The sequence below is a fragment of the Frigidibacter sp. MR17.24 genome (assembly GCF_037095655.1).
Classification (GTDB): Bacteria; Pseudomonadota; Alphaproteobacteria; order Rhodobacterales; family Rhodobacteraceae; genus Frigidibacter.
On record NZ_JBAWKE010000001.1, the window covers coordinates 69089 to 94137 of the forward strand.

Here is a 25049-nt window from a genome sequence, read left to right on the forward strand (position 1 = left end):
AATATCGGTCAGCGTCTCTCGGAGGGGGCAGATGAGTTTGATCAATAGCCGCGGCATGTTCTTAGGCTCTGCGGCAGCGGCTTTCTGCGCGCCTGCTGCGGCGTTGCCCTTCGCTGCGGTTTGCTTCGGGCTGCAAGGGGCGCTCGCTGCGCTTCATCTGGCAGCCTTCGCGACGCGCCCTTCGCAGACAGGCCAATCGTCGTCTAGCAAAGTCACAGATCTTTTTTTCTCGGTTCATATCGCTGCTCACGATGAGCCACCGGAATTGGTGCTGGCGACTCTTCGGACGCTGGCATGTCAGGTCGACGCCCCGTCGTTTGAAGTCATCGTGCTTGATAACAACACTGTAGAGGTCGATCGCTGGCAGCCGGTTCAGGAAGCCTGTCGAAGCCTTGGGTTCCGCTTCTATCACGAGATGGGCGTCCAAGGGGCGAAAGCTGGGGCGCTCAACATTGCGCTTCAACGCACTTCGCGAGCAGCAACCCACGTCGTGATCCTCGATGCCGACTATCAGGTCGATGCGCGCTTTCTTTCGCGCGCTGCCTTGGCATTGCGAGATTTGCCGTCGGATTTCCTGCAGTTTCCGCAGGCGTATAGGCAAGCGGAGGGCGCAGCAGCTGGCCTTGCCTTAGAATTGGCCGACTACTTCGAGCGTCATGCGCGGCAGGCTGACGGTGCTGATGCCATGCTGCTGACAGGGACGCTGAGTGTCATTCGATACGATGCACTTGCGGAAGTTGGCGGTTGGAGTTCCGCAAGTCTCACCGAAGATGCAGAACTGGGTCTGAGGCTTCAGCGCTCGGGATATCGTGGGAGGCTGGTGGACGAGGTCGTGGGTCGCGGCCTTTTGCCTCTAGACCTACCAGGCCTGAAACAACAAAGATATCGCTGGGCAGCAGGAAACATCACCACGCTGCTCTCCAGTTTGACTGGTCTGCCAGCTAGGAAGGCGCTTCATGTTGGCTCACAGCTAACCGCTTGGTCTAATTTTTCACTACCTTTGGCAGCGATGCTGATTGGCGGCGGTCTGGCTGCGGCTTTGGGAGACGCTTCCCCTAGCCTGATCGCGCTATTGAGTATCGCCTCGGCTGGAATGCTGATCGTTTATCTGTCTACTTTGCTGCCCCTTCTACGCCCTGCATTACAAAAGGAGAGCGTTGGGAAGGGGACCATGGCTGCCGCGCTCGCGACCCGCGTTGCAATGATCCTTCCGTCGGCCCAAGGCACAATCGACGGGATCCTCGGAACTGCAGGTCAGTTTCGCAGGACGTCCAAAGATGCAAAGCCCCTCGCAGGTGCGGTCGATCTGACGCTCCCTTTTCTGGCAGTCTGCGGATTGGTCCTGATCTGCGCCCCTGATGTTCCCGCCTTTGCGAAACTTGCTGCGATATTGCTGGCTCTCCCATTGCCACTCTCTATAGCAACTCAGGCCATGCTTTCAGATTATCGAATCTCGATCCAGCCAGAATAGGAGCGCGCTATGCTTCCGTCCGTGACGATCGTTATCCCTACCTTCAACCGCGCTCATCTGCTATGGCAGGCAATCGATGCCGCTCTTGGTCAAAGCCATCCTGATACCACGGTGATGGTTATCGACGATGGCTCGACCGACGGGACGACCGGTGTGCTTGCGCGATATGCCGAACACCCACGCTTCGTTGGTATCCGACTAGGCACAAACGTCGGCACGGCGCAGGCCAAGAACGTAGGGATCGCTTTATCTCGCACGGAAGCTGTTACTTTCCACGACTCCGACGATCTACCGCACCGGGACAAGGTTCTGCGCCAAGCGAGAGTGATCGGAAACGAAGGTGTAGACGCCCATCCTTGTTTAAACTGGGAAATGACCGGCCGCGCCCCTGAGAGCCGGATCCAGATCGGTGCTGTTCTCACCCATCACGAACTGATCCTGCCTGACGGCACCCGGGTCGAAATTCGGCGGACGCTTTCTCTGGTTGATGACTTCTTCCCGAACTTACAGATGGCCGCCGGCCCTCCGGGGGACTGGACTCATGTGAATTCGGGCATGTTTCACCGCGACGTGTTCACGCGCATTGGCGGGTTTTCGGACTGCATCGAGGAGGATCGCGAGTTCCGCAACAGAATGATCATGGCGGGTGAAGTGTTCTGGGTTATCCCCGATATCCTGCTGACCAAGATTGAAAGTGCTGGGTCGCTAACCTTGGCTGCCGCGACGGACTACGACAGTCCCCGGCGTGTTGCGGATCGGCACCGGGTCTGGGATCAGGTGGAGCATTGGTTCAGGACGCGCGAGGTGACCGCCGTCCCCATCGACCTGTCGGCGGTCCGGATTGTCGGATGCTCGAATCCCGCTCTATGTAATCCATCCGCACTGCCGTCAGAGCTTAGAAACCTGCAGCCATCTGCCGCGGGTCGGATCGCATGATCGAGGCACTGGCTTTTGTCGATCCGATGGCGCCCAAGGGCTATTCCGGCGCGCCCGGCCAGCTTGCGGGCCTTGGCGGCACAGAAGCCAGTCTGGTCAAGGTCGCCGAGGCTCTGGCCGACAGCGCGCCAGTGGTTTTCGAGCGCAGCTGGCGTCGCCGGCCCGAGATCGTCTCGGGTGTGCAGTATCGTAGTTTCGATGCCAAGGCGCCGTTGCCCGGCCCCATCGCGACCATTGTGGTCATCAATTCTTGGAAGGTTGCTCTGCGTCTTCGGCGGCTACATCCGGACGCAACGATACTTCTTTGGCTCCACGTCTTCCCAGGTCGCCATAATCGCGGAATGGGGCCCGCCCTGCGGAACGCTGATATCCCCATAATCTGCGTTTCGCAAAGCCATGCCCGCTGGCTCGCCACGTTCCTAGGCACAGATGCGCCCATAATCCGGCATATTTACAACCCGATCGCTGAGGATCTTGTCCCCGACACGACACAGCGCGATCCCGATCTGCTGCTATTCGCCAGCTCGCCACACAAAGGCCTGAATGAAGTCTTTCAACATTTCACCGTGGTGCGGGAGCGTTGGCCGGACCTAAGGCTAGCCGTCGCAGATCCGGGCTACCTATCCTGGCCCACGGGTGCGGTCCCGGATGGGGTGACTTTCCTCGGCCGACTGTCGCCCGAAGCGCTCGCCCAATGGATGCGGCGGTCTCTGTGTCTGTTCTATCCCCAGACCCAGTTCGCTGAGACGTTCGGACTAGTAATCGCCGAGGCGAACGCCGTGGGCTGTCCAGCACTATTGCACGCTGGGCTTGGTGCCAATGACGAGATTGCCGGGCACCATGGCCAATGCATCGACACTACCGCACCGGCTGCGGTCGAGCGCAAGCTTGCGGAATGGCGCGCCGTGTCCGCGACTGCGCCGATGTCCGTGACGCTCTCCGACGCGCTTCGGCTGTCGGCCGTTGCCGCTGCCTGGCGCGCCGAACTCGGACCGCAGGCGAACACAGCAGAACAATTTTTCGACGCCGCACGACCCCAGCAAGGGGCGATGGAACCCGATGGCCGTTTTGTTGACGGCTTTCTGAACTCAGCAATCAAGGAACAAATACATGGCACGCAAACCCGACACGAAAACTGAGGCCGGGAATGGGGGCGAAACGCATCAGACCGCGGGAGGCCCGCACGAGGCGCTGACCACGCAAGTAGGAATGCCTATTGCGGACAACCAGAATTCGCTGAAAGTTGGCGACAGAGGCCCGCATCTTATCGAAGATCAGGCGTTCCGCGAAAAGCTCTTCCATTTCGACCATGAGCGAATTCCGGAGCGGGTGGTCCACGCTCGTGGCTACGGTGCCCATGGCACGTTCGAACTCACCAACCCGATCCCTGACCTTTCGCGTGCCGACATCTTCCAACGCAAAGGCGAGAAGACAGAAGTATTCGTCCGCTTCTCGACCGTAGCAGGCAGCAAAGGTTCAGCCGATCTTGCCAGAGACGTGCGCGGGTTCGCAGTTAAATTCTATACGAAGGAAGGCAACTGGGATCTGGTCGGCAACAACATTCCGGTCTTCTTCATTCAGGATGCGATTAAGTTCCCCGACCTCATCCATGCTGCGAAGCCGGAGCCTGATCGCGGCTTCCCACAGGCCCAGACCGCGCATGACAACTTCTGGGATTTCATCTCGTTGATGCCGGAGTCGATGCACATGGTGATGTGGATCATGTCCGACCGCACCCTCCCGCGCAGCTTCCGCTTCATGGAAGGGTTTGGCGTCCACACGTTCAGGCTGGTCAATGCAGAGAGAAAGTCGAGCTTTGTCAAGTTTCACTGGAAGCCGCGGCAGGGCGTGCAGTCGGTGCTGTGGGACGAGGCGGTCAAGATCAACGGGGCTGACCCGGACTTCCACCGTCGCGATCTATGGAACGCCATCGGCAAGGGCGATTTCCCACAGTGGGATCTCGGGGTGCAGGTCTTCGACGACGCTTTTGCCGACAGCTTCGATTTCGACGTGCTGGACGCGACCAAGCTGATCCCGGAAGAGCTAGTGCCGGTGACTATCATCGGCACCTTGACCCTAGATCGATTGGTTGACAATTTCTTCGCCGAAACCGAGCAGGTCGCGTTCCAAACTGGCAATATTGTGCCGGGCATCGATCACTCCAATGACCCCCTCCTGCAGGGGCGGAATTTTTCGTATCTAGATACTCAGCTGAAGCGGCTTGGCAGCCCCAACTTCAACCACATCTCCGTCAACGCCCCGAAATGCCCGTTCGCGCATATGCAGCAGGATGGACACATGGCGATGATGAACCCACGCGGTCGGGCGAATTACGAGCCTAACAGCTATGGACTTGGTCCCCGCGAAGATCCCGCACGCGGCTTCACCTCCTTTGAGGCGGAAGAAGCCGGGGCCAAGCGCCGGACACGCGCGGAGAGCTTCGCTGATCATTACAGCCAGGCGCGCCAGTTTTACCTAAGCCAAACCCTGATTGAGCAGGCGCACATCGCGGATGCGCTCGTGTTCGAGTTATCGAAGGTCGAGAACCCGGCCATCCGGACCCGCGTAGTCGCGCATCTACCGAACATTGATGCTGATCTTGCCCAGACCGTTGCCGATGGCTTGGGGATGGACGCGGTTCCTGCTGCGGCCGCGCCTGCAAAGCCGTTGATCGAGACGGAAACGTCAAAGGCGCTCAGCATTCTGGCAAACCCGCCCGGCAGCTTCAAAGGCCGCAAGATCGGTGCCCTGTTGACCGACGGCATTGACGCGCGTGTGTTTGACGAACTTGTCACAGCGGCCACGGCTGCGGGGGCGGAGGTCGAAGTCATTGCTAAAGCAGTAGGCGGCATCACGACTAGCCGTGGTCGGAAGATCGCGGCGCAGCAGAAAATCGATGGCGCACCGTCGGTTCTTTATGATGCGATCGCAGTCCTCGCGTCGGAAGACGGCGCGGAGATGCTTGCCGATCTACCTGCAGCACGGACATTCCTGAGCGATGCCCACACCCATGGTAAGTTCATCGCCTTGTCGGGCGCCGCGCTTACCGAATTCTGGCCGGCAGTGCTGGTCACGCCTGAAGATGGTGGAGTGTTCACGATCGACAACGGGGAGAGCGCGGCAACCTTCTTGAGCGCCTGTGCGGACATCCGGTATTGGGACCGTCTGTCTTGAGTGGCGATGCCCGTGTGGCGCAGCGCACCTACGGCTCCGCCGATCCATGGGCCGCTGCAATCACCATTCCTGCGCGCAACGAGGCAGATCGCGTCAGCGCCTGCCTCGATGCGGCAGCGATCGCACTGGCAGGACGTGGCGGCATCGTGGTGACAGTAAACGGCTCGACCGACGCGACCCTCGATCTGGTGCGCGCTTGGTTTGTGACAACGGGCACGTCGGGCGTCGTCATCAACGACCCCGCGCCGCCTGTCGGCAGTGGCGTAGGACGGGCACGCAGGCTCGCCATCGCTGCAGCCTGCGTGCGTCTCCGCCAAGACGGCACCATTCTGACCACCGATGCCGACAGTCGCGTTGCGCCGGATTGGCTCGACGCGAACCTGGCGGAGCTAACGCGCGCCGATCTTGTCTGCGGGACCGTGCTCCCGGAGCCGGCTGAGATCTCCGCCCTACCTGCAATCATCAGCGAAAAGGGAGCGCCCGAGGGCGAGTATTTCGCCCTAACGCTCGCGATCCGTGCGCTGTTAGACCCAGTGCCACATGACCTCGAACCCACCCATATCAACCCTGCCGGCGCGTCTCTTGCGTTTCGAATGCCTCTCTACACGGATGTCGGTGGCATCCCCGACATCGCAGTGCGCGAGGACCGCGTATTTGTCGAGCACGCCGAGAGCCGGGATTGGCGCGTCAGACACTCCTCAATTGCGCAGGTCTGGACGTCCTGTCGACTGGATGGGCGCACAGGTGACGGCATGTCGCGCGCCCTCCGCGAACGGATAGATAACAAGGATCCTATTGTAGATGAGGCGCTGAACCCAGCCGATCTCACCATTCTTCAAGCTCGGGTAAAGGGGCAGTTGCGACGAGAGTTCGCGGGCAAACCGGGTTTCGGCGCGGCTTGGGCGCAGGCGCTGGAGACGCGGCCCGAACTTCGTTCACACCGGATGTTCCTATCTGAATTGCAGACCAACCTTCCGCAGCTGCGGTCTAAGCTCGCCGAGTTGCAAGTCGTGCCAACCGATAGATCTCCGACCATGGGGGGAGAGAGTCCTCCGCCACTTCAAGGGCATAGCGCATGAGGCTGGCTGCTCCCTATGAAATGGACGCCGCAGTGGCGCATGCGCTCGCGCAGATCGCCGCTCAGGCAGGTGAGGCTGATTCCGGGGGGCGCAGTCTAGAACCGGATATGATGCTTCTCGGAAGGGCAGGGGTTCTCAGAACTCTTTGCGATGCGCGGACGGCTCCCGAGATCTTGGTCACTATTCTGCGTCGCATTGGGCGGGCGAGCCTGTCAGTTGGGCGCTTGGTCGAGGGCCACATGAATGCGCTCAAACTGATCGCGCGCTACGGCTCGGCCGAGCAGAAACACAGATATCAGTCGGCACACGATCGACTTTTCGGCGTCTGGGGTGCCGATGGCGCGCTACCAGTGCGCCTTCAGCCCAACGGCGACGGTTCGGCTACGCTGGATGGCGAGAAGCGGTTCGCATCGGGACTCGGCGTGCTCCACTTTGCCATTGTATCTGCAGCGACCGAACTCGGAACCCAACTGGCGATCGTGCGAGCTGATGACAAGGCGCGCGCCGATGCCTCAGGTTGGAAGACGAGCGGCATGCGCGCCACGGCCTCGGGGGTCTACAGCATGCGGGGGCTTGAGGCCGAATTGCTCGGCGGTCCGGGCGACTACGAACGCGAGCCATTTTTTCAAGGCGGCGTCTGGCGCTATGCCGCGCTGCATGTCGGCGCTTTGGAAGCGATCGCCGAGGCCGTCAGACGTGCTGTGGTCGACCAGGGAGGTGGGGCCGAGGCTCCGCAACTCCACCGGCTGGCCCGACTGACCACCCGTGCGCATTCTGCGCGCCTGCTTGTGGAAGACGCTGCCCGCAGGGTGGAGGCCCCGGGCGCAGGCCCGCTTGCCGTGGCACTCGCGCTGGCCGCACGCGAAGCCGTCGAGGAAGCCTGTCTCGACGGCATCGCAATCGCGGATCGTGCACTGGGAACGCGGTCTTTCATTGAAGGATACCCAGTCGAACGCATCCGCCGGGACCTGGCCTTTTTTCTTCGGCAGGCTGATCTCGATGGAAAGTTGTCGCAAGTCGGGGTGGCAGTCTTGGTGGCGGATCACGGCGTCGGCGAATTATGGAGCGATGAATGAATTTGACCCCCCAACTCGCCGCCGCAGCGGCCGGTGCGCCCATTGCATCAATTTCTGAACTGACCGGGTCGGGGGATGTGCTTGTTCTTGCGCCGCACCCTGACGATGAATCGCTTGGAATGGGAGGAGCGATCGCATCGGCATGTGACTCCGGACATAGGGTCCACGTAGCGATCATCACAGATGGCGCCGCATCGCACCGCAAATCCCTGCGCTACGCAGCTCCTCGGCTGGCAGAGCTGCGCCGACGGGAGGTCGAGCAGGCGGTGACAATCCTGACAAAGGGCCGCGAGATGCCGATTTGGTTAGGCTACCCCGACCTCTCAGCACCGGAAACTGAAGCCAGCTTCTTTGAGGTGGGGCAGAGGCTCGCGCCAATCCTAGACCGTGTTAGCGCGGTCTGGACTACCTGGGGCGGTGATCCGCATCCAGATCATCAAAGGACTTGGCATCTAGCCCGCCATTTAGCTGCCCAGCGTTATGATCGCAAGCTGTTTGGATGTCCCATCTGGTCGCGTGTTCAAGATATGGTCCCGGGCTTTGTGCCCGCAGGCCTCATGCGGTTTGGCAGCTCAAACTGGCGTGAGTTGAAAGCTTCAGCTGTTAGTTCTCATGTGTCCCAGATGACCGGATTGATCGCCGATGACCCAAGCGGTTTCAGGATGGCACCTGACCTCGCAGCATACTTTGTCGACAGTGATGAGCTGTTTATCCCCGGGGGCAATGAATGACGAAGGATGCAAAGTGGTTTGAATCTCTTTATTGCGACGCCACCGACCCATGGAGCTATCGCACAAGCCGCTACGAGGCGCAGAAATATGCGGATACCTTGGCACTGCTGCCACGCGCGCGCTACAAGCGCACACTGGAAATCGGTTGTTCCATCGGTGAGATGAGCAAGTTGATCGCGCAACGGAGTGAACGGCTGCTGGCGCTCGATTTCGCTCCCAGTGCAGTAGCGGACGCTCGGCAGCTAAAGATACCTAACGCTGACTTTATCATTGCAACCGTGCCGCGAGATTGGCCGAAAGGACCATGGGACCTGATAGTCATATCCGAAGTCCTATATTATCTTGACTCCCGCTGCATTGACGAGCTTGCCGAGCGCATCGCAAGCGACCTATCGCCTGACGGGCAGTGTCTTCTGGTCAATTACGCCGGTGAAACTCAGGCAGCACTCAGCGGATTTGAAGCTGAGAGCTGCATCTTGCACTCTCTTTCCACTCGTCGTGCGGTGCAGATTGGGGGGAAGATAGACGATCTCGGTAGGGGATATCGAGCCATGGTGCTGAGCCTCACCAGTCTATGAGGCTGGATCGGACGACCAAGGTAGATACAGATACTGTGGATCAAAATTACCCGTCCGCACGAGTCCGGCGCGATCGAGTATTTCCACCCGGCCATGTTTGACGCTGCAGAGACCGCCTTCTCGCAGATCGCGGAGGACTCTGTGAACGTGCATCGGCGAGAGACCGCATACTTCCGCAAGTTCTTGCTGGGTGAGTGGGAGATCGAAACCCTTTGTGTCTCCACGACCATTCAACTCGTTTCTGAGCGCAAGCTCGCTCAAGAAATTTGCCATTCCAGCCGTGGCGCGTAATCTACCAAGACGAAATGTCCAGTGCCGGTGTATCGATGCATCGATCATCGTCAACGCCCACAACGCGCGCGCGTCGTCTTCGCTCTCAGCTATTATTTGTTTCAGTGCGTCGTGAGGGAAGATTGCGGCCCGTGATCGTGTTATGGTCGAAACGTCGTGATCGAGGCGTCCAAGCGGCAGGCTGTGGAGATCTACGAAGTCGCCGGGCACTTGGAGCGCGACCATCTGTCGATGACCGTCCTTATCCGCGATGTGGCGGGTCATAACTCCGTTCAGCAAGAGAGCGCTTTGGTTGATCGGTTGGGATGCGCGAGTTACCACTTCACGCGCATCCCATTCCACTACATCCGAGCACACTCGATCAAGTTTGGACCAAAGCTCGTCGGGAAGCCGGGCTACCATACCAATCTTCGCCTCAGGAGGTAGTTTGACGTTCATGACCAAATTCGAAGTCCTTGTATTGACTGCAAGTGGACCTGAGTTGACCAGATGTCCCCTGTCGCGCTTCTCGACCGCTTAAGCAACGCTTGAATTTGGAGACGGGAGAACTTGTTGCTGAGCGATGTAATGCAAGCCAACGATATCTCGCGAACTCGTATCCCCCCTTATACTCGTATCCCCCCTCATAATCGTGAAGATCGACGGGAGTTCCCCCGGCTGAGAAGATAGTGTCATTCAACGCAGCGCGAGCTTACGGACCTCAAGCGGAACAGATCCTCCGTCCAGACGTTTCCCGAGCAGCCCAAAAGCGGAGGGAGTAACCCGATGTCTGCGCCGAATACCAATGTCGAACGGCAGAAGAGCAACCATGTCGGCCCGCTTGTCGGAATGCTTTCGGTCGTCATCTTCGCGGTCGCGGGGTTGATCTGGTGGCTTGGGTCCGAGAGCGCCGAAGCACTGGGTCCGACGGAAGATCCCAACGCCGCCGCCGGGGCTCCCGATGCGTCCACCCCGAACACCCCTCCGACAAGTGCCGCGCCGCTGCTGCCAGAAACTGCAACAGGACAGCAGACGCCGCCCGGTGTTGGTTCTAACTAGGCACATCCCGCATTGGGGCCGGTGACGTCGCGGTCTGCCAAATGCCGAAGCTGCTGGCACTGCCTTGCGCGGCAGTTCCGTGGCTGATCGCGGCTCTTAGCTTAGAGAGTTTCTGGGACGGCGCGAAGGCAGGCGGCAACGCGGCTCAAGGTCGTTCGATCAGACAAATCATGTGCCCTCCGATGTTTCTGCGGAACAGTTTCGGGCACCTACGCTTAGGTCCCTAACTAACCTCGGGACCGGCTTGCGACAGGACAGCATCTTTCGCCATTGTGCAAAGCCGACGCTGCTCCTGCGCCGGGTCTTGGTTCTGTTCGGGCTGCTCCAGCTCGCCGCTTGTGAGAGCCGCCAGTCGGCGCTCGCCCCGGCGGGAGAGGATGCCGCGGAGCTTCACCTCTTGTTCCTCGTGATGCTTGGCGGTGCGGTGGCGATGTGGCTGGCGCTGAACGGGGCCTTCTATGCGGTCACCCGCCTGCTCCCCAATCTTCACTCGGGACCTGCTGCGCCCCGGCAAGCCTAGGCTTTCCAGCCGCAACCCGTGGCGGGCGGGGGCGCTGGAATGGTCCGACACCGTCGAGGGCGAGGATTGGGGCGTGCGGTCGATCCCCTACATCACCTCGCGCTACCCGCTCTGGGATCAGCCGAAGCTGGTCGAGCGGATGGACGCGGGCCGGTACTACCTGCCCGATGCCGAAGAGGGCCTGCGCGAGACGATGGTGACCAGCGTGATCGACGCGCGGCCCGTGCAGGTGCAGCGGGTGACGGGGGATGCCTGGATCACGCTGAGCGCCGCGGCCTTCACTGGCGGCTGCTTCATCCTGCCGACCTTCCACCTTTATGCCCCCGCCGTGGTCTGCGGCGTGCTGGCGGTGGCCTGCATCCTCTACTGGCTCTGGACGTCGACCGCGCGGCAGCCGGAAAAGCCGATGAAGGACGTTGGGCTGCGGCTGCGGCTGCCGACCTATGCCTCGAGCCCCGCGGCGGTGGGCTGGTGGGCGATGTGGATCACGATGCTGGGGGATTCCACCGCCTTCGCCTCGGTCGTGTTCGGGTTCTTCTATTGGACCTCGCGTGCGGATTTCCTGCCCGAAGGCGCGCTGCAAGCCGATGGGCTGCTGGTGCTGGCCTCCGTCGCGGCGCTTGGGATCGCATGGGCCGCCACGCTGGGGGGCGCGGCATCTGAACCGTGCCGGGCGGGGGGCGGCAAAGGCCGCGCTGGTCGTGGGACTTGTCCTTGCGCTGGCAGGCGGGGCGGCTCTGGCGCTGTCGGTGATGGGGCTTGCGCCCTCGACCCATGTCTATCCGGCCATCGTCTGCGCGCTGGTGATCTGGACCGGGGCGCATGTCGCGGTGGGGGTGCTGATGCAGGGATACTGTCTGGCCGGGCTGATCTTCGGCAAGATCGACCCCGAGCATGACGCCGATCTGTGGAACGTCACGCTCTACTGGCATTTCCACATCCTGACCGTGCTAGTGACCGCCGCCGTGATCGGCATCGCCCCGCGGCTCTTGTGAGGCACAGATGACCCGGATCACCGGCCACGAGGACGCGGACGAGCTTCTGGACGAAAGCGCCAGCCTCTGGCGCATCACCGCGGCGCCACTGGTCTGGGCCGCGCATTTCCTGTTCTGCTACATCGGCTCCGCGATCTGGTGCGCCAAGGTCGGCAGTTCGGAAGGGGCTCGCCTTCCTGCGCCTCTCGATCCTCAGCCTGACCGTGCTGGCGCTGGCCGCGATCTTCTGGATCGGCTGGCGGTCGCGCGATCTGAGCGATGCCGACGAGGTCGCACCGATGGAATTGCGCAAGCCGCGGCATCGCCACCGCTTCCTGCGCCATGCGGCCTTCCTTCTGGCGATCATCCCCTTCGTCGGCGTGGTCTATGTCGCGATGCCGGCGCTGTTCATCGGGACCTGCCGATGAGACGGGCCTGCGCCATCGCCGGGGTCGCGCTGCTGGCCCTGATCTGGCTTGCCCCGCTCGAGGCGTGGCTGCCGCGTTTTCCGCTGCACATGCTGCGGCACATGGTGCTGGTGGCACTCGCCGCGCCGCTCCTCGTGCTGGGCTTTCCCGCGCTTGGCCGCGCCTTCGCGATCTCTCCCCTGATCGCCGCAGGGGTCGAATTCCTGCTGGTCTGGGCCTGGCACCTGCCCGCGCTCCATGGCGCCGCCCTCCGCTTCCCCGGCGCCTTCGTGCTGGAGCAGGCGACCTTCCTGACCGCGGGTCTGCTGGTCTGGTCGAGTAGCCTGCGCGCGGCCCGGACCGGGCAGACCGCGGATGCTCTGGCGGGGGCGGGGGGGCTGCTGCTGACCTCGATGCACATGACGCTGCTCGGCGCGCTGCTGACGCTGGCGCCGCGCGATCTTTACGCGGCCTTCTGCGGCACGCCGCCCGACCTGCCGGGGCAGTTGCCGCCCGCGCCCTTGGCGAAAAGGAGGCCCCCGCATGAGCCAGCTTCGCACCGTCCTTCTGACGCTGGCCACGCTCACCGTGCTCGGCGCCGTCGCCGGCTTCGCCACGGTCCTGTTCGGGCTCTTCAACACCTCGGCCCGGAGCGGGCACTGGGCGGTCACCGACTGGGCGATGCACACGATCTTCGAGAACGCGGTCGCGCTGCGTGCCCCGCCCGAGGCGGAGGTGCCGGACGATCTTTCCGACCCCGCGCTGATCGAGCTTGGCGCGCGCCATTACGACAGCGCCTGCGCGATGTGCCACGCGACGCCCGGCACTTCGGGGGGCGCGACGATTGCCGCGATGGTGCCGCCGCCGCCGCAGATCGATCGGGCCGTGACGCCGTGGACGGCCGCGCAGATGCACTGGATCGTCGAGGCGGGCGTGAAGATGACCGGCATGCCCGCCTGGCCCGCCGAGGGACGCGCGGACGAAGTCTGGGCGGTGGTGGCCTTCCTGACGGCCGTGCAGCGCGGCATGACGCCAGACGATTATGCGGCCATGACCGCCCCCGCCGCCGAGGGTTATTGCGCCGGCTGCCATGGCGCGGGCGGGACCAGCCGCGCGCCGCGGCTGGACATCCTGACCCCGGATTACATTGCCGACCAGTTGGCTGCCTATCGTTCGGGCGCGCGACCCAGCGGGATGATGGCCCATGCCGCCGCCAAGGTCCCCGCCTCGGGCGATGCTGAGCTTGCCGCGGCCCTGGCCCGGCTCGAGGGGCCGGCGCAATCCGTCCCCGCGGATCCTGCGGCGGGCGAGGCGCTTGCCGCCCGCGGCAACGGCCGGGTTCCGGGCTGCCTGGCCTGCCATGGCCCGGACAATCGTAATCCGCGCATCCCGTCGCTGGACGGGCAGGGCGAGGCCTATCTCGTGGATCAGCTGACGCTCTGGCGCGACGGCGCGCGGGGCGGGGCGGAGCGTGCACCGCTGATGCGCGCCGCAGCGAAAGGCCTTTCGGATGCGGATATCGCCGCCTTGTCCGCCTTCTTCGCGGTGCGCTGAGTGGGACTTTCGTCCTAACAGGGTTGGCTCGCAGCCGAAGACGGATAGTTAGCAGCCGTCGCGCTCAACGCCCCAGGACATCGTTACGCGCTGGCCACAGGTTTGCTTGCAAGATCGTGTAGCTCTCATGTGCGCACGCTGCCATCTAGGACGTTGCGACCACGGAGGAGGCGGGGAACACTGCGCGTGTTTCGGTGTTTCAATGGCAAGCGGCCGGGCGGCCGAAGGCGTGCTTAATCGAGAGGCGAAGAAATCCTATCATGCCCAAAAATTGGGGAATACCGCTCATCATCACGCTGTCGAATGATCCAATTCGTAGCCACACGATTGCTAATGCCGAAGAGGCGTTAGAACTACTGATCGATCGCCGATGGGACGACTTCTATAGTAGTGCTTACCTTGTAGCAAAACGAGAGCTTGAGGAACTGAAAAGAGGTCGCGGTTCGGTGCAAACTGCGCGTGTAGCATTCTGCAAGGCCGTCGACGCAGCCGGACATATGGTGATGGAAGCTCGATACCAACAGGCCGTTCCTGTCGGAGCCGGCCTCGTAAATTAAAGGCACGAACTCGACGGAAGGGCATGCAGCAATCTTATTAATGAATTTTTCCGACTGCGAACTGAGGCGTGTGAGGCGCACTGCGCCGCGGAGCCAGACATGAATAAATTTAACCCTCAGGAGGATTGAATGGTAAAGAAGATAAACCAAAGTCAGGTTCGGAGCGACCCAGTATCGAAGCGCACAGTCGATTCAAATCGTAGAGCTGACCATAGCACTAAACAGCTCGGCAATGCAGAAGCAGTTAACGCTCAGACAGAAAAGCGCAAGCCAGTTAAAGCCGATGGCATATCCAATTGTGATTCCTGACCACTCACATGGTTGAGGCGTGTCCACAAAGTGACTAAGGCAATTCATCGTCCTCGGATTTTTGTCCGCCATTGTCGCTCTATCCAGCAAGGGCTAATTGCGGGTCGACGGCAGGTGCTAGCATGCCGTGATGCCAAAACTTGTGCAGTCCTAAAAAGATTGCTGCTGGCCGCGATCCGGACCCTTCGTTGGCTGGAGCGACAGCCGAGGCGGCATGGCCAGAAGCTCCCTCGGGACTCTCTTTGCCAATTTCACGCTATGATTGGCTTATAGGGTTGGCAGGCAATCATTGATTGCGGATGCACGAGCTGAATAGGGAACCTTCCAGCGCGGGAACGTCGTTCGTTTTGCGTAGACCCGAACGGAGGCCACCATGTCCTACTCACGCTTCGCCCTTATGATCGCCACCTCGACGGTGGTGATGTTTGGGCTGATGTATCTGAACACCTACGCGCTCGAGCATGTCTTCTTCAGCGAGACGCGCGGCTACATGGCGCTGGTCATGGGAGCGGCGATGGCTCCTATCATGCTCCTGTTCATGTGGGGCATGTATAAGGGCCGCGGCACGAAGATCGCGATTCTCGCCGCCAGCGCCGTCGTCTTCGCGGGCGCGCTTTTGCTCGTGCGCAGCCAGGTCACCGTCGACGGCGTCAGCTACATGCGCGCGATGATCCCGCACCACTCTATCGCGATCATGACCTCCGAACGGGCCGGGATCGAGGATCCGCGCGTGCGCAAGCTTGCCCGCGGCATCGTCGAGGCTCAGGAACGCGAGATCGCCGAGATGCGCTACCTGATCGCGAACATCGGTCAGAACGGAGAAGCGGCCGAGATCTACCGCGATCCGGAGGCGCGACCGGGCAGCCTCGGCGATGCGCTGGCCAACACGCTGCGGGCCGGACTCGACCCCGCCCAGATGAGCGACCGCGAGATCGGCGAGACCGTCGCCGCCCCCGCCTGCCGCTTCCGCCAGACCGAGGCGGCGGCACCGATCCTCGTCTCTGGCCACGAGGGTGCCGGGATGAAGCTCAACGGCATCCTGTTGCGCCTCGCCCCGACCGGGGACACCGCATGGCAGACCGAGGGCGCCTCGGTCACGGTCACGCCCGAGGCCGACCCGGGCCCGCGCGCCGATGCCGAGATGATCTTCGCCCTGCAGGACGGCCCGACCGTCGGCTACCGCGGCTTCTGGCACTGCGACGGGTGAGCGGTCAGTCGATCAGGCCGTTCGCATGCTAGAGCGCACGGACGTAGGCGATGACCGCCTTCACCTCGGCCCGCGTGAGGCCCTCGACCAGGGGCATGTCACCGAAACGACAATGGTGCGCCCGGACGCCGCTTTCCCCCGCGATTAGGAAGGCCCGATCCCCGTGGTGGTCAGGAAGGTAGAACGGATGCAGGAACGGCGGTCCCTGCTCGGTGCCGGTCGCGACCTCTCCGTGACAACTGGCTCAGCGGGCGGCATAGACGCGCTGGCCGAGCGCCGCCTCGCCGGTCACGTCGGGAATGATCATCGATCTGGGCTCGGGCACCGTGAAGCTGCCGGCGGCCGCGGCAGACCTGCCGCCATGACAAGGTCCGACATGATCGGGCAATCCGGCTGGTCGTCGCCGTGGCAGCGGTGCACGAGGTCCGAGGGCACCGCCTTCAGCCCCTCGAGCACGGTATTGCTGCCGAAGGCGTGAACGGTTTCATGCGGAAGGACGTCAGGCACCGATCTGGCCGTCCCGATCCGCTGGCCCGGACGGAGAAACGCGCGAGCCAGGCCCTCCCGCCCCCGCCTAGTCCGCGCATCACCGCGGGCGATCCCGGCACAATGTCTGACGCAGCCTTGCGAGGTTCAGGGCACACGGCGGAGGGCAGCGGCCTATCGCTAACTACGTCTGTCGCTCACGACAGCAGCTTCTCGACGAAACCGGCCAGCGTCACGCGGCTCTTTATCAGGTTCTGGGCGACGCGAGGATCCGTGGGCCCGTCGATGTCGCTCAGGCCAATGGTCTGCAACTCGGGCTGCAGCCGCTCGATCATGTCAAGGAGCTCGGTGCCCCCGGAGATCATGTTGTCCCAGTCGATCACCACCAGGTCGAACTGTCGCTCGCCGAGAAGCCGCGCGACATCGGCGAAGGAGGACGCATGCGAGACCGCGGCACGCCCCGAGAAGGCATGCTCGAATACCTCGGCGAAATCGCGATCGTCTTCGACATGCAGGATCTCGGGGCAGCGTCCCTTAAACCCCAGGCCCGGAATCCGTCCTTCAGCCCCGCCCTTCGCGTTCACCGCCCGGAACTCGACCCGGAACTCGCAGCCGCCTTCCGGAAGGTTCTGGTAACCGATCTCGCCGCCCATCCGCTCGATGATCTGCCGGGTGATGTTCAGCCCGAGCCCGGTTCCGCCCATTTCGCGCGTGTCGGAATTGTTGGCCTGACTGAAGGGCATGAAGATCCGGTCGCGGAAGTCCTCGGGGATGCCGGGGCCTCGGTCGATGACCCTGATGAAGACCCGATGGTCGCGTAGCTCGCTCTCGACCCGCACGACGCTCCCCTTTGGCGAGAACTTGGCGGCGTTCGACATGAGATTCGACATGACCTGCTGGAACCGGTCCACATCGACCCGGATCCAAGCCTCGTCCGAAGGCTGGGCCAGCGCGAATTCGACACCATGCTCCCGCCCGTAGGCAGCGTTGATCGCGACGGCCTGCTCGAGCAGGTCGGCGAGCCCGACATTCTTCTGCTGGAACCGGGCCTGACCCGAGGAGATCTTCTCCATGTCGAGGATGTCGTTCACCAGCAGGGTGAGCCGGTCGCAGTTCTTCAAGGCGATCGACAGCAGCCGCTGCGCCCGATCTCCCATCTCTAGGCTCATCGACCCCAGCACAAGCGACAGCCCGCCCTTGATCGAGGTCAGCGGCGTTCGCAGCTCGTGGCTGACCGTAGCGACGAAGTTCGACTTCATCTCCTCCATCTGCCGCCGCTCGGTGATGTCCTGCACCTGCACGATGAACTGCACCGCATCCGACCGCGACGAGGTCTGCTGCGAGATGTGCAGCATCGCCCAGGCCTCGCCGCCGTTCTTGCGGACCACCCGCCGCTCGAGCTGTAGGAGCTTGATCTGACCGTCGCGGAATCGCTGCCGATCGGTCTCCGAGATCACCCGCCGGCTGGGAGGGATGAGTGTCGCGAGCCGCATCGACAGCAGCTCCTCGGCACTGTAGCCGGTGAAGCGGCAGAGCGCGTCGTTGACATGCAGCATGTGGCAATCCTCGTCGAGAAGCGCCATGCCGACCGGCGCGAGGTCCAGCGTCGCCTGGAACTGGATCTCGCGCGCGTCGATCACATCTTGGGCCGAGCGCAAGCGGGCCGTCTCACGGTCGGCTTCGCCAACCTCGGCGCGCTTGCTCTCGGTGATGTCGGTGGCGAATTTCACCACCTTGAAGGGGTTGCCGTAGGGGTCGAAGATCGGGTTGTAGCTGGCCTGGATCCAGACCTCTTCCCCGCCCTTGGCAACGCGGCGGTATTGCGCTTCCTGGAACTGGCCCTGACGAAGCTTTCGCCAAAACACGGCATAGGCCTCGCCGCTCATATCGCCAGGAGCGACGAACATGCGGTGATGCTGCCCCTGGATCTCGGACATCTCGTAGCCGAACAAGTCGAGGAAGTTCTCGTTTGCGGTCAGGACCGTGCCGTCCAGACTGAACTCGATGACCGCCTGCGTCCGGGTCAACGCCGTGAGCTGACCGTTATGATCGACCGAGCGCCGCTTGCGCTCGGTCACGTCCGTCGCGTATTTGATGATCTTCACCGGCCGCCTCGCGGCATCGAGCACCGGGCTGTAGCTGGCCTGGAACCAGAGCTCGCGGCCATCCTTGCCGATACGGTAGAATTCGCCGCTCTCGACATCACCTGCGCACAGCTTTTCCCAGAAGTGCGCATAGGCCTCGCCCGCGGCATCCTTGGGCGGGACGAACATGCTGTGATGGCGGCCGCGGATCTCGTTCAGCGCATAGCCCGTGGCCTTGAGGAAATTGGCATTCGCGTCGAGGATGGTGCCATCGAGTTCGAACTCGATGATTGCATGCGATTGCGAGATCGCCTCGAGCCGTCCAAGATGGTCCGCGGTGGCAAGCCTGTCGACGGTCACGTCATGGGCAAGCTTGACGATCCGCTCGATGCGACCGTCGGGTCCGGCCAGGGGGATGTAGCTCGCTTCGAGCCAGAAAGGCCGGCCCGACTTGCCCAGGCGCATGAAGGTGCCCTTCTGGGCGCGGCCCTGCTTCAGCCCGTGCCAGAAGGCGCGATAGTCAGGAGACCTTGCATAGTGCTCTTCAACGAGCAGATGGTGGTGGCGACCAACGACCCCGTCCCGCCCGTAGCCGGCCGCACGCAGGAAGTTGTCGTTGACGTCTTCGATGATCCCGTCGGGGCTGAACCAGATCAGGCAGAGGGCCTTGTCGATCGCAGTGGCGAAAGCTCCGGGGTCCGGACTCTGGCCACGCTCATCGGCCCCCATGCTTCTCATATACACAACCGGTTCCTTGCTCGATGGACGTCTTGGCCTTGCCCGCTGATTCACTGGGTCTGGCCGGTATCTGTGGGGTTACCTGACGACGTAATGTGAGCCTGATTTGTTGCATTTGCGGCATGTTTGCGTGCAAACAGTTCATGCGAGTAAAACTGCGCCTCATGTTGCTCAGGGTTGCATGGTTCGCAGTTTCGACACCGTCGGGGGGCGAGACGTCTAATCGCGCACTCCCGACGCTGCGCCGGGGAAGGCGCGCTGGTGGCAGTGGTCGCCTTCTTCGACGGGGATGAGGCGGAGCGCCATGGCGTCACGGTGAAACGCGTCTTCACGGTGCCGGATGCGAACACCTGCGCCCGGATCGGCGCACTTGTAGAGGCCGGGAAGGTCACGCCGCATATCGAACGGATACTGGGCATGACGGAAGTCAGGGACGCCCTTGCCCGCCTGAAGCCGGGCGCGCGCGGCAAGATCGTCCTGCAATGTCCTGACGTTGCGTCGTAGGCGCGGCTTGTTGAGCTGCCGAGAAACGACGACCGAGGACGACGCGCCCGTGAGCGCCGCCTAGACCGGTGCGGGACAGGACAGTCATGAGACCCCGCAGAAAGCAGGATCACGCCCTTCTCGGGTCACACGCGAAACCGGCGAGGCGAAGCCTCACCACAAGGCGTTCCCGGGCGGCCGACAGGTCCAGGGAAAAACACGTCGGCCGATCGGAATGCGGGTCAAGCCGCACCGAGGCACCCTGCGGTGCCAGTATAACAGACGGTCGATCAGTGTTTGGGTCAGACCGCCCGGGAACTGGCCTCCATCGTATGACTATAAGTGTTGAATATCTCGGGCCGTCCATGCCGCCGGAAGGCATCCTCCAGCGCCTCGATGCAGAACTCGGCGTCCATCGTGTTCGACAGCCGCCAGGACAGTCCCCGGCGCGTTGCCCAGTCCATAATCGCGACGAGGTAGAGGAAGCCACGCCGCATCGGAATGTAGGTGATGTCCGCGCACCACACCTGGTTGGGCCGCTCGATCACCAGATCCCTGAGCAGATATGGATACTTTCGGTGCTCCGGATGCGCACCGTCGCCTGCCGCTTCCAGGTGTTGATCAGGGTTCGATGCACGCCATGCTTCGCCACCAGCTCGGCGACCGTCAAATCGCCACGGATGGCCTCAAGGGCCACCTTCGCGTTGAACTCCGCGTCGAAGCTCTTTCGTTTGCCAGCCACGCTGTTCGTCCTCGTCATCGTTGGCGGCAAGCTTAGCAAGGTGTCCCGTGTCCGGGGACCACCTCACACCAAGGTCCGCTACACGCAGATCACGCTCTCGCCGTATCGGCGATCGTGACGGGATCAAGGTTTGCACCACAGATCAGGACGCCGATGCGTCTGCCTGAGAGCCGATCCGGCGGCATCGCGCGCAGGCAAGCGATCGGCAGCGCGGCGGCAGGCTCCACGGCGAGCCTCAGGTCGGCCCAAAGGTCGGTCTGCGCCGTCCTGATCGCCTCCTCGGAAACGAGGCGGCTTTCGACATTCGCGCCGGACAGGATGTCGAAAGCCAGATCACCGATGCGCCGACATCCAAGAGCATCGGCGGCGATTCCGCCGGTCTCGACATCGATCGGCCGACCGGCTTCGAGCGCGGCGTGCAAGGTCGGGGCAAGTGCCGGCTCGCCGCAGATCAATGGCACGTCGCCTTCGAACCAACAGGCCAGTCCGGCGGCGAGCCCGCCGCCGCCGACGGACAGGGCGAATGCGTCGAGCGGGCCGGCTTGCTCCACGAGCTCCGGGGCGATGGTGCCTTGACCGATCAGCGTGTCCGCCGCCTCGAAGGCATGAACCATCAGCCCTCCGCGCGACGCGGCATATTCCAGCGCGGCGGCGCGGGCCTCGACGTAGACATCGCCAGCCACCACCACCTCGGCCCCTAGGCCCCGAAGCAATGCCCGCTTCGCTTCTGAAGAGACCGAGGGCAAGAAAATCCGCGCCTTGAGCCTCTTGCGCCGGGCCACGGTGGCGACGGCCGCGCCATGATTGCCGCCCGAGGCAGCGACCAGACCGGCGGCGGCCTCGTCCGGGCGGGACAGGACTGTGTTCATGGCCCCGCGGATCTTGAAAGAGCCGGAGACTTGCAGGTTCTCCAGTTTTAGGACCAGCGCCGCGTCGATCCCAAGCGCGCCGGGCTTCAGCTCGAGGACGGGAGTGCGCCGGATTTCCGGAGCGATGCGCCGGGCGGCGGCGTCGATGCGTGCGCGGTCTATCATTCGCCCGCTCCGCCGTAAGTCACGACGGACTGCCTTTGTGTGTTGACCTGAAGCCGGAACAGATCCGGCCTCGCGTAATGACCGGTCACGTCGAAATCAAAGGTGCCGCGTGCGATCTGGCCCAGGTCGAGATCGGCGGTCAGAAGGCCCTCGGCATCGACGAGGGGCCCTGCGAGGAAGGCGCCAAACGGATCGACGATGCAGCTTCGCCCGCGGCAGACCCAAGAGTCCGGACCCATGTCTACGAACTGGTCCGTCGCTCCCTCCGGCACGTCCCTGCGCTGAAGCGCCTGGCAGGCCGATAGGACGAAGCATCTCCCCTCGATCGCGATGTGGCGCATCGAGGCGAGCCAGGACTCGCGTTCGTCCAGCGTCGGCGCGCAATAGATCTGCGGCTTCAGGCCGTAGGTCGCCGTTCGCAGCAGCGGCATGTAGTTCTCCCAGCAGATCACCGAGGCGACGCGGCCCGCCCCGGTCTCGTAGGCGCGCAGGTCCGACAGATCGCCGAGGCCCCAGACCAGCCGTTCTGCCCCGGTGGGCATCAGCTTGCGGCGGCGGCCGAGATAGCGGCCCTCCTCGTCGAAGTGGGCGACGGTGAAGTAGAGGGTCCCGCCGTCACGTTCGATGATCCCGGTCACGAGGGCGATCCGGTTGTCGCCGGCAATCTGGGCCAGCCGCTGCGTGACCGGCCCCGGTATTTCGCACGCGCTCTCGTGGTAGCGGCGGTAGAGCTCGCGGCCCTCGGGCGTGCGACCGCCGAGGTAGGAGCCGAATATCGCGCCCTTGGGGTAGGCCGCGATCATCGCTTCGGGGAACAGGACGAGCGCCGCGCCCTCGGCGGCGGCACGCGCCGTCCAGTCCGCGACTCGCCCCAGCGATGCCTCAACGTCGAAAAGGACCGGAGCCGTCTGGGCGATCGCGACACGGGTTGTGGTCATGGGATTTCTTATGTATCAGTATCGGACGCAGAAGTATCAGAATCAGACATTAACGAATGGAATCCGAAATGGCAAACCTCGGCATGTCCTCGGAGGGGAGGATCAGCAGCGTCGACCATGCCGTCGCGCTGATCGAAGTGCTGTCGGAGCGCGGCGCGGCGACGGTCTCGGAGATCGCCGGCGACACAGGTGTTGATTTCCACGCGGAACTGACCCGGGTTTTCCATCGAGAAGTGACCCACCTGTAAGTTATGCGGATGGGGTCATGGCTGGGTCAATGCATGCGTGTTGTCCTTCCTCTTGCGGGTGGCTGCGGCGGTGCTGGCCTTGAAGCGGAAGCTGTCGTTTCCGGTCTCCAGGATGTGGCAGCGGTGGGTGAGGCGGTCGAGCAGCGCGGTGGTCATCTTGGCGTCGCCGAAGACGCTGGCCCATTCGCTGAAGCTGAGGTTGGTGGTGATCACAACGCTGGTGCGCTCGTAGAGCTTGCTCAGCAGATGGAAGAGCAGCGCGCCACCTGAGGCGCTGAACGGCAGGTAGCCCAGCTCGTCGAGGATCACGAGGTCGAGGCGAGCCAAGTTCTCCGCGGTCTGCCCCGCCTTGCCCCTGGCCTTCTCCTGCTCGAGCGTGTTGACCAGCTCGATCGTCGAGAAGAAGCGGACCTTCCGACGGTGATGCTCGATCGCCTGAATGCCGAGCGCGGTCGCGATATGGGTCTTGCCGGTGCCGGGCCCGCCGATGAGCACGACGTTCTGCGCGCCATCGATGAACTCGCAGCGGTGCAGTTGTCGGACCGTGGCCTCGTTGACCTCAGCCGCCGCGAAGTCGTAGCCAGCCAAGTCCTTGTAGGCCGGGAAGCGGGCGGCCTTCATGTGATAGGCGATGGAGCGGACTTCGCGTTCGGCGACCTCGGCCTTCAGCAGTTGCGTAAGGATCGGCACGGCCGCCTCGAACGCCGGTGCGCCCTGTTCGATGAGGTCGGTGACCGCTTGGGCCATGCCATACATCTTCATGCTTCGAAGCATGATGACGACGGCGCCGCTGGCGGGATCATGACGCATGGCGACCTCCGGTGCTGGAAGCGCGCAGGTTGTCATAGCGCCCGACATCGGCCCTTGGCTCACGGCGCAGGAGCAGTGCCTGCGGGGTATCGACGGTCGGTCCGTCCGTGGCTTTGCCATCGATCAGCCGGTGCAGGATATTGAGAACATGGGTCTTCGTGGCGACGCCTTCGGACAGGGCCAGCTCGACGGCGGTCAGCACGACCTGTTCGTCGTGATGCAGGACGAGGGCGAGGATATCGACCATCTCCCGATCCCCGCCCGGGCGCTTCAACATCAGCTCCTGCAGCCGGCGGAAGCCGTCCGGCAGTTCGGCGAAGGGGGCGCCATTGCGCAAGGCACCCGGCTTGCGCTGGAGCACTGTCAGGTAATGACGCCAGTCGTAAATCGTCCGCGGCGGCAGGTGATGTGACCGGTCGATCCGGCGCTCGTGTTCACACAGGATCTGCCCCTCAGCCGCGATGACGAGGCGGCCCGGGTAGATCCTGAGGCTCACCGGCCGGTTGGCGAAGGAGGCCGGGACGCTGTAGCGATTGCGCTCGAAGCTGATCAGGCAAGTCGGCGAGACTCGCTTGCTCTGCTCGACGAAGCCGTCGAATGCCGGAGGCACCGGCATCAGCGCGGCCTGCTCTTCGGCGAAGACGTCCGCGATCGTGCCGGGGAGACGGCCATGCGGTATTTCCTGCCAGAGCTCGAGGCACCGTTGCTCAAGCCAGGCATTCAGGGCATCGAGGTCGGAGAAGTTCGGTATCGGTTGCCAGAGCCGCGGCCGCGCATCCTGCACGTTCTTCTCGACCTGTCCCTTCTCCCAGCCCGATGCGGGATTACAGAACTCCGGTTCGAAGACATAGTGGTTGGCCATGGCGAGGAAGCGCATGTTGACCTGTCGCTCTTTGCCGCGACCGATGCGGTCAACGGCAGTCTTCATGTTGTCGTAGATGCCCCGGTCAGGCACGCCGCCGAAGACGCGGAAGGCATGCCAATGGGCGTCGAACAGCATCTCGTGGGTCTGCAGCAGATAGGCCCGCACCATGAAGGCGCGGCTGTGCGAGAGCTTCGTGTGCGCGACCTGCAGCTTGGTCCGTTCGCCGTTGATGATGGCGAAGTCTTCGCTCCAGTCGAACTGGAAGGCCTCCCCGGGCCGGAACGCCAGCGGCACGAAAGTGCCGCGCCCCGTCGTGTTCTGCTCGCGCTGCCTGGCCGTCCGCCATTCCCGCGCGAAGGCGGCGACCCGGTTGTAGGAGCCGGTGTAGCCGAGCGCCACGAGATCGGCATGCAGGTGCGTCAGGGGCCGGCGCTGCTTGCGCGACTTCGCCGCCTCGGTCTTCAGCCAGCCGGCGAGTTTGTCGGCGAAAGGATCGATCTTGCTCGGTCGCTCGGGCACCGAGAACTTCGGCTCGATCGTGCCGGCTCGCAGATACTTCTTGATGGTGTTCCGTGAGAGCCCGGTGCGCCGAGCGATCTCCCGGATCGGCAGCTTCTTACGAAGCGCCAAGTTCCGAATGACGTTCAAAAGTCCCATGTGGATCACTCCATTGCCCCCGTCGCTCGCAGCGCTCGGGGAAAGGGTCACATGGGTCAAAT

Annotated in this window: 23 protein-coding genes and 4 pseudogenes; 17 read left to right on the top strand and 10 right to left on the bottom strand. The window is 63.0% G+C overall.

Annotation, left to right across the window (positions count from 1 at the left end):
• Nucleotides 1-31: 31 nt before the first annotated feature.
• The 8 genes from V8J39_RS00395 to V8J39_RS00430 are packed head-to-tail and all read left to right on the top strand — an operon-like array spanning nucleotide 32 to nucleotide 9045.
• Nucleotides 32-1471, top strand: coding sequence for a glycosyltransferase family 2 protein (locus tag V8J39_RS00395; protein ID WP_336458900.1), 1440 nt, complete (start codon nucleotides 32-34; stop codon nucleotides 1469-1471).
• Nucleotides 1472-1480: 9 nt separating this feature from the next.
• A complete protein-coding gene (locus V8J39_RS00400) occupies nucleotides 1481-2407 on the top strand; it encodes a glycosyltransferase family 2 protein (protein ID WP_336458901.1) in 927 nt (308 codons plus the stop codon).
• Nucleotides 2404-3546 (top strand): glycosyltransferase family 4 protein, encoded by a 1143-nt coding sequence (locus V8J39_RS00405; protein WP_336458902.1) that lies wholly within the window; start codon nucleotides 2404-2406, stop codon nucleotides 3544-3546. The genes V8J39_RS00400 and V8J39_RS00405 overlap by 4 nt, the downstream gene beginning before the upstream one ends.
• Complete coding sequence (locus V8J39_RS00410) at nucleotides 3518-5581, top strand: catalase (protein WP_336458903.1); 2064 nt, start codon at nucleotides 3518-3520, stop codon at nucleotides 5579-5581. Before V8J39_RS00405 ends, V8J39_RS00410 begins: the two co-directional genes overlap by 29 nt.
• Nucleotides 5578-6660 carry a glycosyltransferase gene (locus V8J39_RS00415; protein WP_336458904.1) on the top strand — a complete coding sequence of 361 codons (1083 nt, stop codon included), beginning with the start codon at nucleotides 5578-5580 and terminating at the stop codon, nucleotides 6658-6660. The genes V8J39_RS00410 and V8J39_RS00415 overlap by 4 nt, the downstream gene beginning before the upstream one ends.
• Nucleotides 6657-7736 (top strand): acyl-CoA dehydrogenase family protein, encoded by a 1080-nt coding sequence (locus V8J39_RS00420; protein WP_336458905.1) that lies wholly within the window; start codon nucleotides 6657-6659, stop codon nucleotides 7734-7736. Before V8J39_RS00415 ends, V8J39_RS00420 begins: the two co-directional genes overlap by 4 nt.
• A complete protein-coding gene (locus V8J39_RS00425; RefSeq protein WP_336458906.1) occupies nucleotides 7733-8467 on the top strand; it encodes a PIG-L deacetylase family protein in 735 nt (244 codons plus the stop codon). The genes V8J39_RS00420 and V8J39_RS00425 overlap by 4 nt, the downstream gene beginning before the upstream one ends.
• The gene (locus V8J39_RS00430) at nucleotides 8464-9045 is read left to right on the top strand and encodes a class I SAM-dependent methyltransferase (protein ID WP_336458907.1); all 582 of its coding nucleotides are present in this window, start codon (nucleotides 8464-8466) and stop codon (nucleotides 9043-9045) included. Before V8J39_RS00425 ends, V8J39_RS00430 begins: the two co-directional genes overlap by 4 nt.
• Here the strand turns inward: V8J39_RS00430 and V8J39_RS00435 are convergent.
• Nucleotides 9040-9774, bottom strand: coding sequence for a Crp/Fnr family transcriptional regulator (locus V8J39_RS00435; RefSeq protein ID WP_336458908.1), 735 nt, complete (start codon nucleotides 9772-9774; stop codon nucleotides 9040-9042). The genes V8J39_RS00430 and V8J39_RS00435 overlap by 6 nt on opposite strands.
• Before the next feature lie 327 nt (nucleotides 9775-10101).
• Here V8J39_RS00435 and V8J39_RS00440 point away from each other — a divergent pair, with 327 nt between their 5' ends.
• The 7 genes and pseudogenes from V8J39_RS00440 to V8J39_RS00470 all read left to right on the top strand — a co-directional run bounded on the left by V8J39_RS00440 (nucleotide 10102) and on the right by V8J39_RS00470 (nucleotide 15902).
• Nucleotides 10102-10374: a hypothetical protein gene (locus V8J39_RS00440; protein WP_336458909.1), complete on the top strand. Its 273-nt coding sequence runs from the start codon at nucleotides 10102-10104 to the stop codon at nucleotides 10372-10374.
• Nucleotides 10375-10856: 482 nt separating this feature from the next.
• Nucleotides 10857-11889, top strand: a pseudogene (locus V8J39_RS00445) (cytochrome ubiquinol oxidase subunit I); the annotation flags it as partial.
• 203 nt (nucleotides 11890-12092) lie between these two features.
• A complete protein-coding gene (locus V8J39_RS00450; protein ID WP_336458910.1) occupies nucleotides 12093-12296 on the top strand; it encodes a hypothetical protein in 204 nt (67 codons plus the stop codon).
• Nucleotides 12293-12694, top strand: a pseudogene (locus V8J39_RS00455) (cytochrome c oxidase assembly protein); the annotation flags it as partial. The gene V8J39_RS00450 and the pseudogene V8J39_RS00455, both read left to right, overlap by 4 nt.
• Nucleotides 12695-12818: 124 nt before the next feature.
• Nucleotides 12819-13829, top strand: a complete 1011-nt coding sequence (locus V8J39_RS00460) for a c-type cytochrome (RefSeq protein ID WP_336458911.1) — start codon at nucleotides 12819-12821, stop codon at nucleotides 13827-13829.
• Between the two features lie 260 nt (nucleotides 13830-14089).
• Entirely contained in the window at nucleotides 14090-14386 is a 297-nt protein-coding gene (locus tag V8J39_RS00465; RefSeq protein WP_336458912.1) for a DUF982 domain-containing protein, read from the top strand.
• A gap of 682 nt (nucleotides 14387-15068) precedes the next feature.
• On the top strand, nucleotides 15069-15902 hold the full coding sequence (locus tag V8J39_RS00470; RefSeq protein WP_336458913.1) for a DUF6692 family protein: 834 nt from the start codon (nucleotides 15069-15071) through the stop codon (nucleotides 15900-15902).
• A gap of 28 nt (nucleotides 15903-15930) precedes the next feature.
• On the opposite strand, the pseudogene V8J39_RS23550 reads toward V8J39_RS00470, so the two are convergent.
• The 3 genes and pseudogenes from V8J39_RS23550 to V8J39_RS00480 form a co-directional block, all read right to left on the bottom strand.
• Nucleotides 15931-16134 (bottom strand): annotated as a pseudogene (locus tag V8J39_RS23550) (c-type cytochrome); the annotation flags it as partial.
• 12 nt (nucleotides 16135-16146) lie between these two features.
• Entirely contained in the window at nucleotides 16147-16290 is a 144-nt protein-coding gene (locus V8J39_RS00475) for a hypothetical protein (RefSeq protein ID WP_336458914.1), read from the bottom strand.
• A gap of 295 nt (nucleotides 16291-16585) precedes the next feature.
• Nucleotides 16586-19201 (bottom strand): PAS domain S-box protein, encoded by a 2616-nt coding sequence (locus V8J39_RS00480; protein WP_336458915.1) that lies wholly within the window; start codon nucleotides 19199-19201, stop codon nucleotides 16586-16588.
• Between the two features lie 186 nt (nucleotides 19202-19387).
• On the opposite strand from V8J39_RS00480, the gene V8J39_RS00485 reads away from it, so the two are divergent.
• Entirely contained in the window at nucleotides 19388-19714 is a 327-nt protein-coding gene (locus tag V8J39_RS00485) for a zinc-binding dehydrogenase (protein ID WP_336458916.1), read from the top strand.
• A 320-nt stretch (nucleotides 19715-20034) separates the two neighbouring features.
• Here V8J39_RS00485 and V8J39_RS00490 read toward each other — a convergent pair.
• From V8J39_RS00490 to V8J39_RS00505, 4 genes and pseudogenes are all read right to left on the bottom strand, one after another.
• Nucleotides 20035-20280 (bottom strand): annotated as a pseudogene (locus V8J39_RS00490) (DDE-type integrase/transposase/recombinase); the annotation flags it as partial.
• Nucleotides 20238-20435, bottom strand: coding sequence for a transposase (locus tag V8J39_RS00495; RefSeq protein WP_336458917.1), 198 nt, complete (start codon nucleotides 20433-20435; stop codon nucleotides 20238-20240). The gene V8J39_RS00495 and the pseudogene V8J39_RS00490, both read right to left, overlap by 43 nt.
• Before the next feature lie 89 nt (nucleotides 20436-20524).
• Nucleotides 20525-21469 (bottom strand): serine/threonine dehydratase, encoded by a 945-nt coding sequence (locus V8J39_RS00500; protein WP_336458918.1) that lies wholly within the window; start codon nucleotides 21467-21469, stop codon nucleotides 20525-20527.
• Nucleotides 21466-22407 carry a carbon-nitrogen hydrolase family protein gene (locus V8J39_RS00505; RefSeq protein ID WP_336458919.1) on the bottom strand — a complete coding sequence of 314 codons (942 nt, stop codon included), beginning with the start codon at nucleotides 22405-22407 and terminating at the stop codon, nucleotides 21466-21468. Before V8J39_RS00505 ends, V8J39_RS00500 begins: the two co-directional genes overlap by 4 nt.
• Nucleotides 22408-22463: 56 nt before the next feature.
• On the opposite strand from V8J39_RS00505, the gene V8J39_RS00510 reads away from it, so the two are divergent.
• Complete coding sequence (locus tag V8J39_RS00510) at nucleotides 22464-22655, top strand: hypothetical protein (RefSeq protein WP_336458920.1); 192 nt, start codon at nucleotides 22464-22466, stop codon at nucleotides 22653-22655.
• A gap of 15 nt (nucleotides 22656-22670) precedes the next feature.
• Here V8J39_RS00510 and istB read toward each other — a convergent pair whose 3' ends face one another.
• Entirely contained in the window at nucleotides 22671-23465 is a 795-nt protein-coding gene (gene istB / locus V8J39_RS00515) for an IS21-like element helper ATPase IstB (protein ID WP_336458921.1), read from the bottom strand.
• Complete coding sequence (gene istA, locus V8J39_RS00520; protein ID WP_336458922.1) at nucleotides 23455-24987, bottom strand: IS21 family transposase; 1533 nt, start codon at nucleotides 24985-24987, stop codon at nucleotides 23455-23457. The genes istB and istA overlap by 11 nt, the downstream gene beginning before the upstream one ends.
• Nucleotides 24988-25049: the final 62 nt, after the last annotated feature.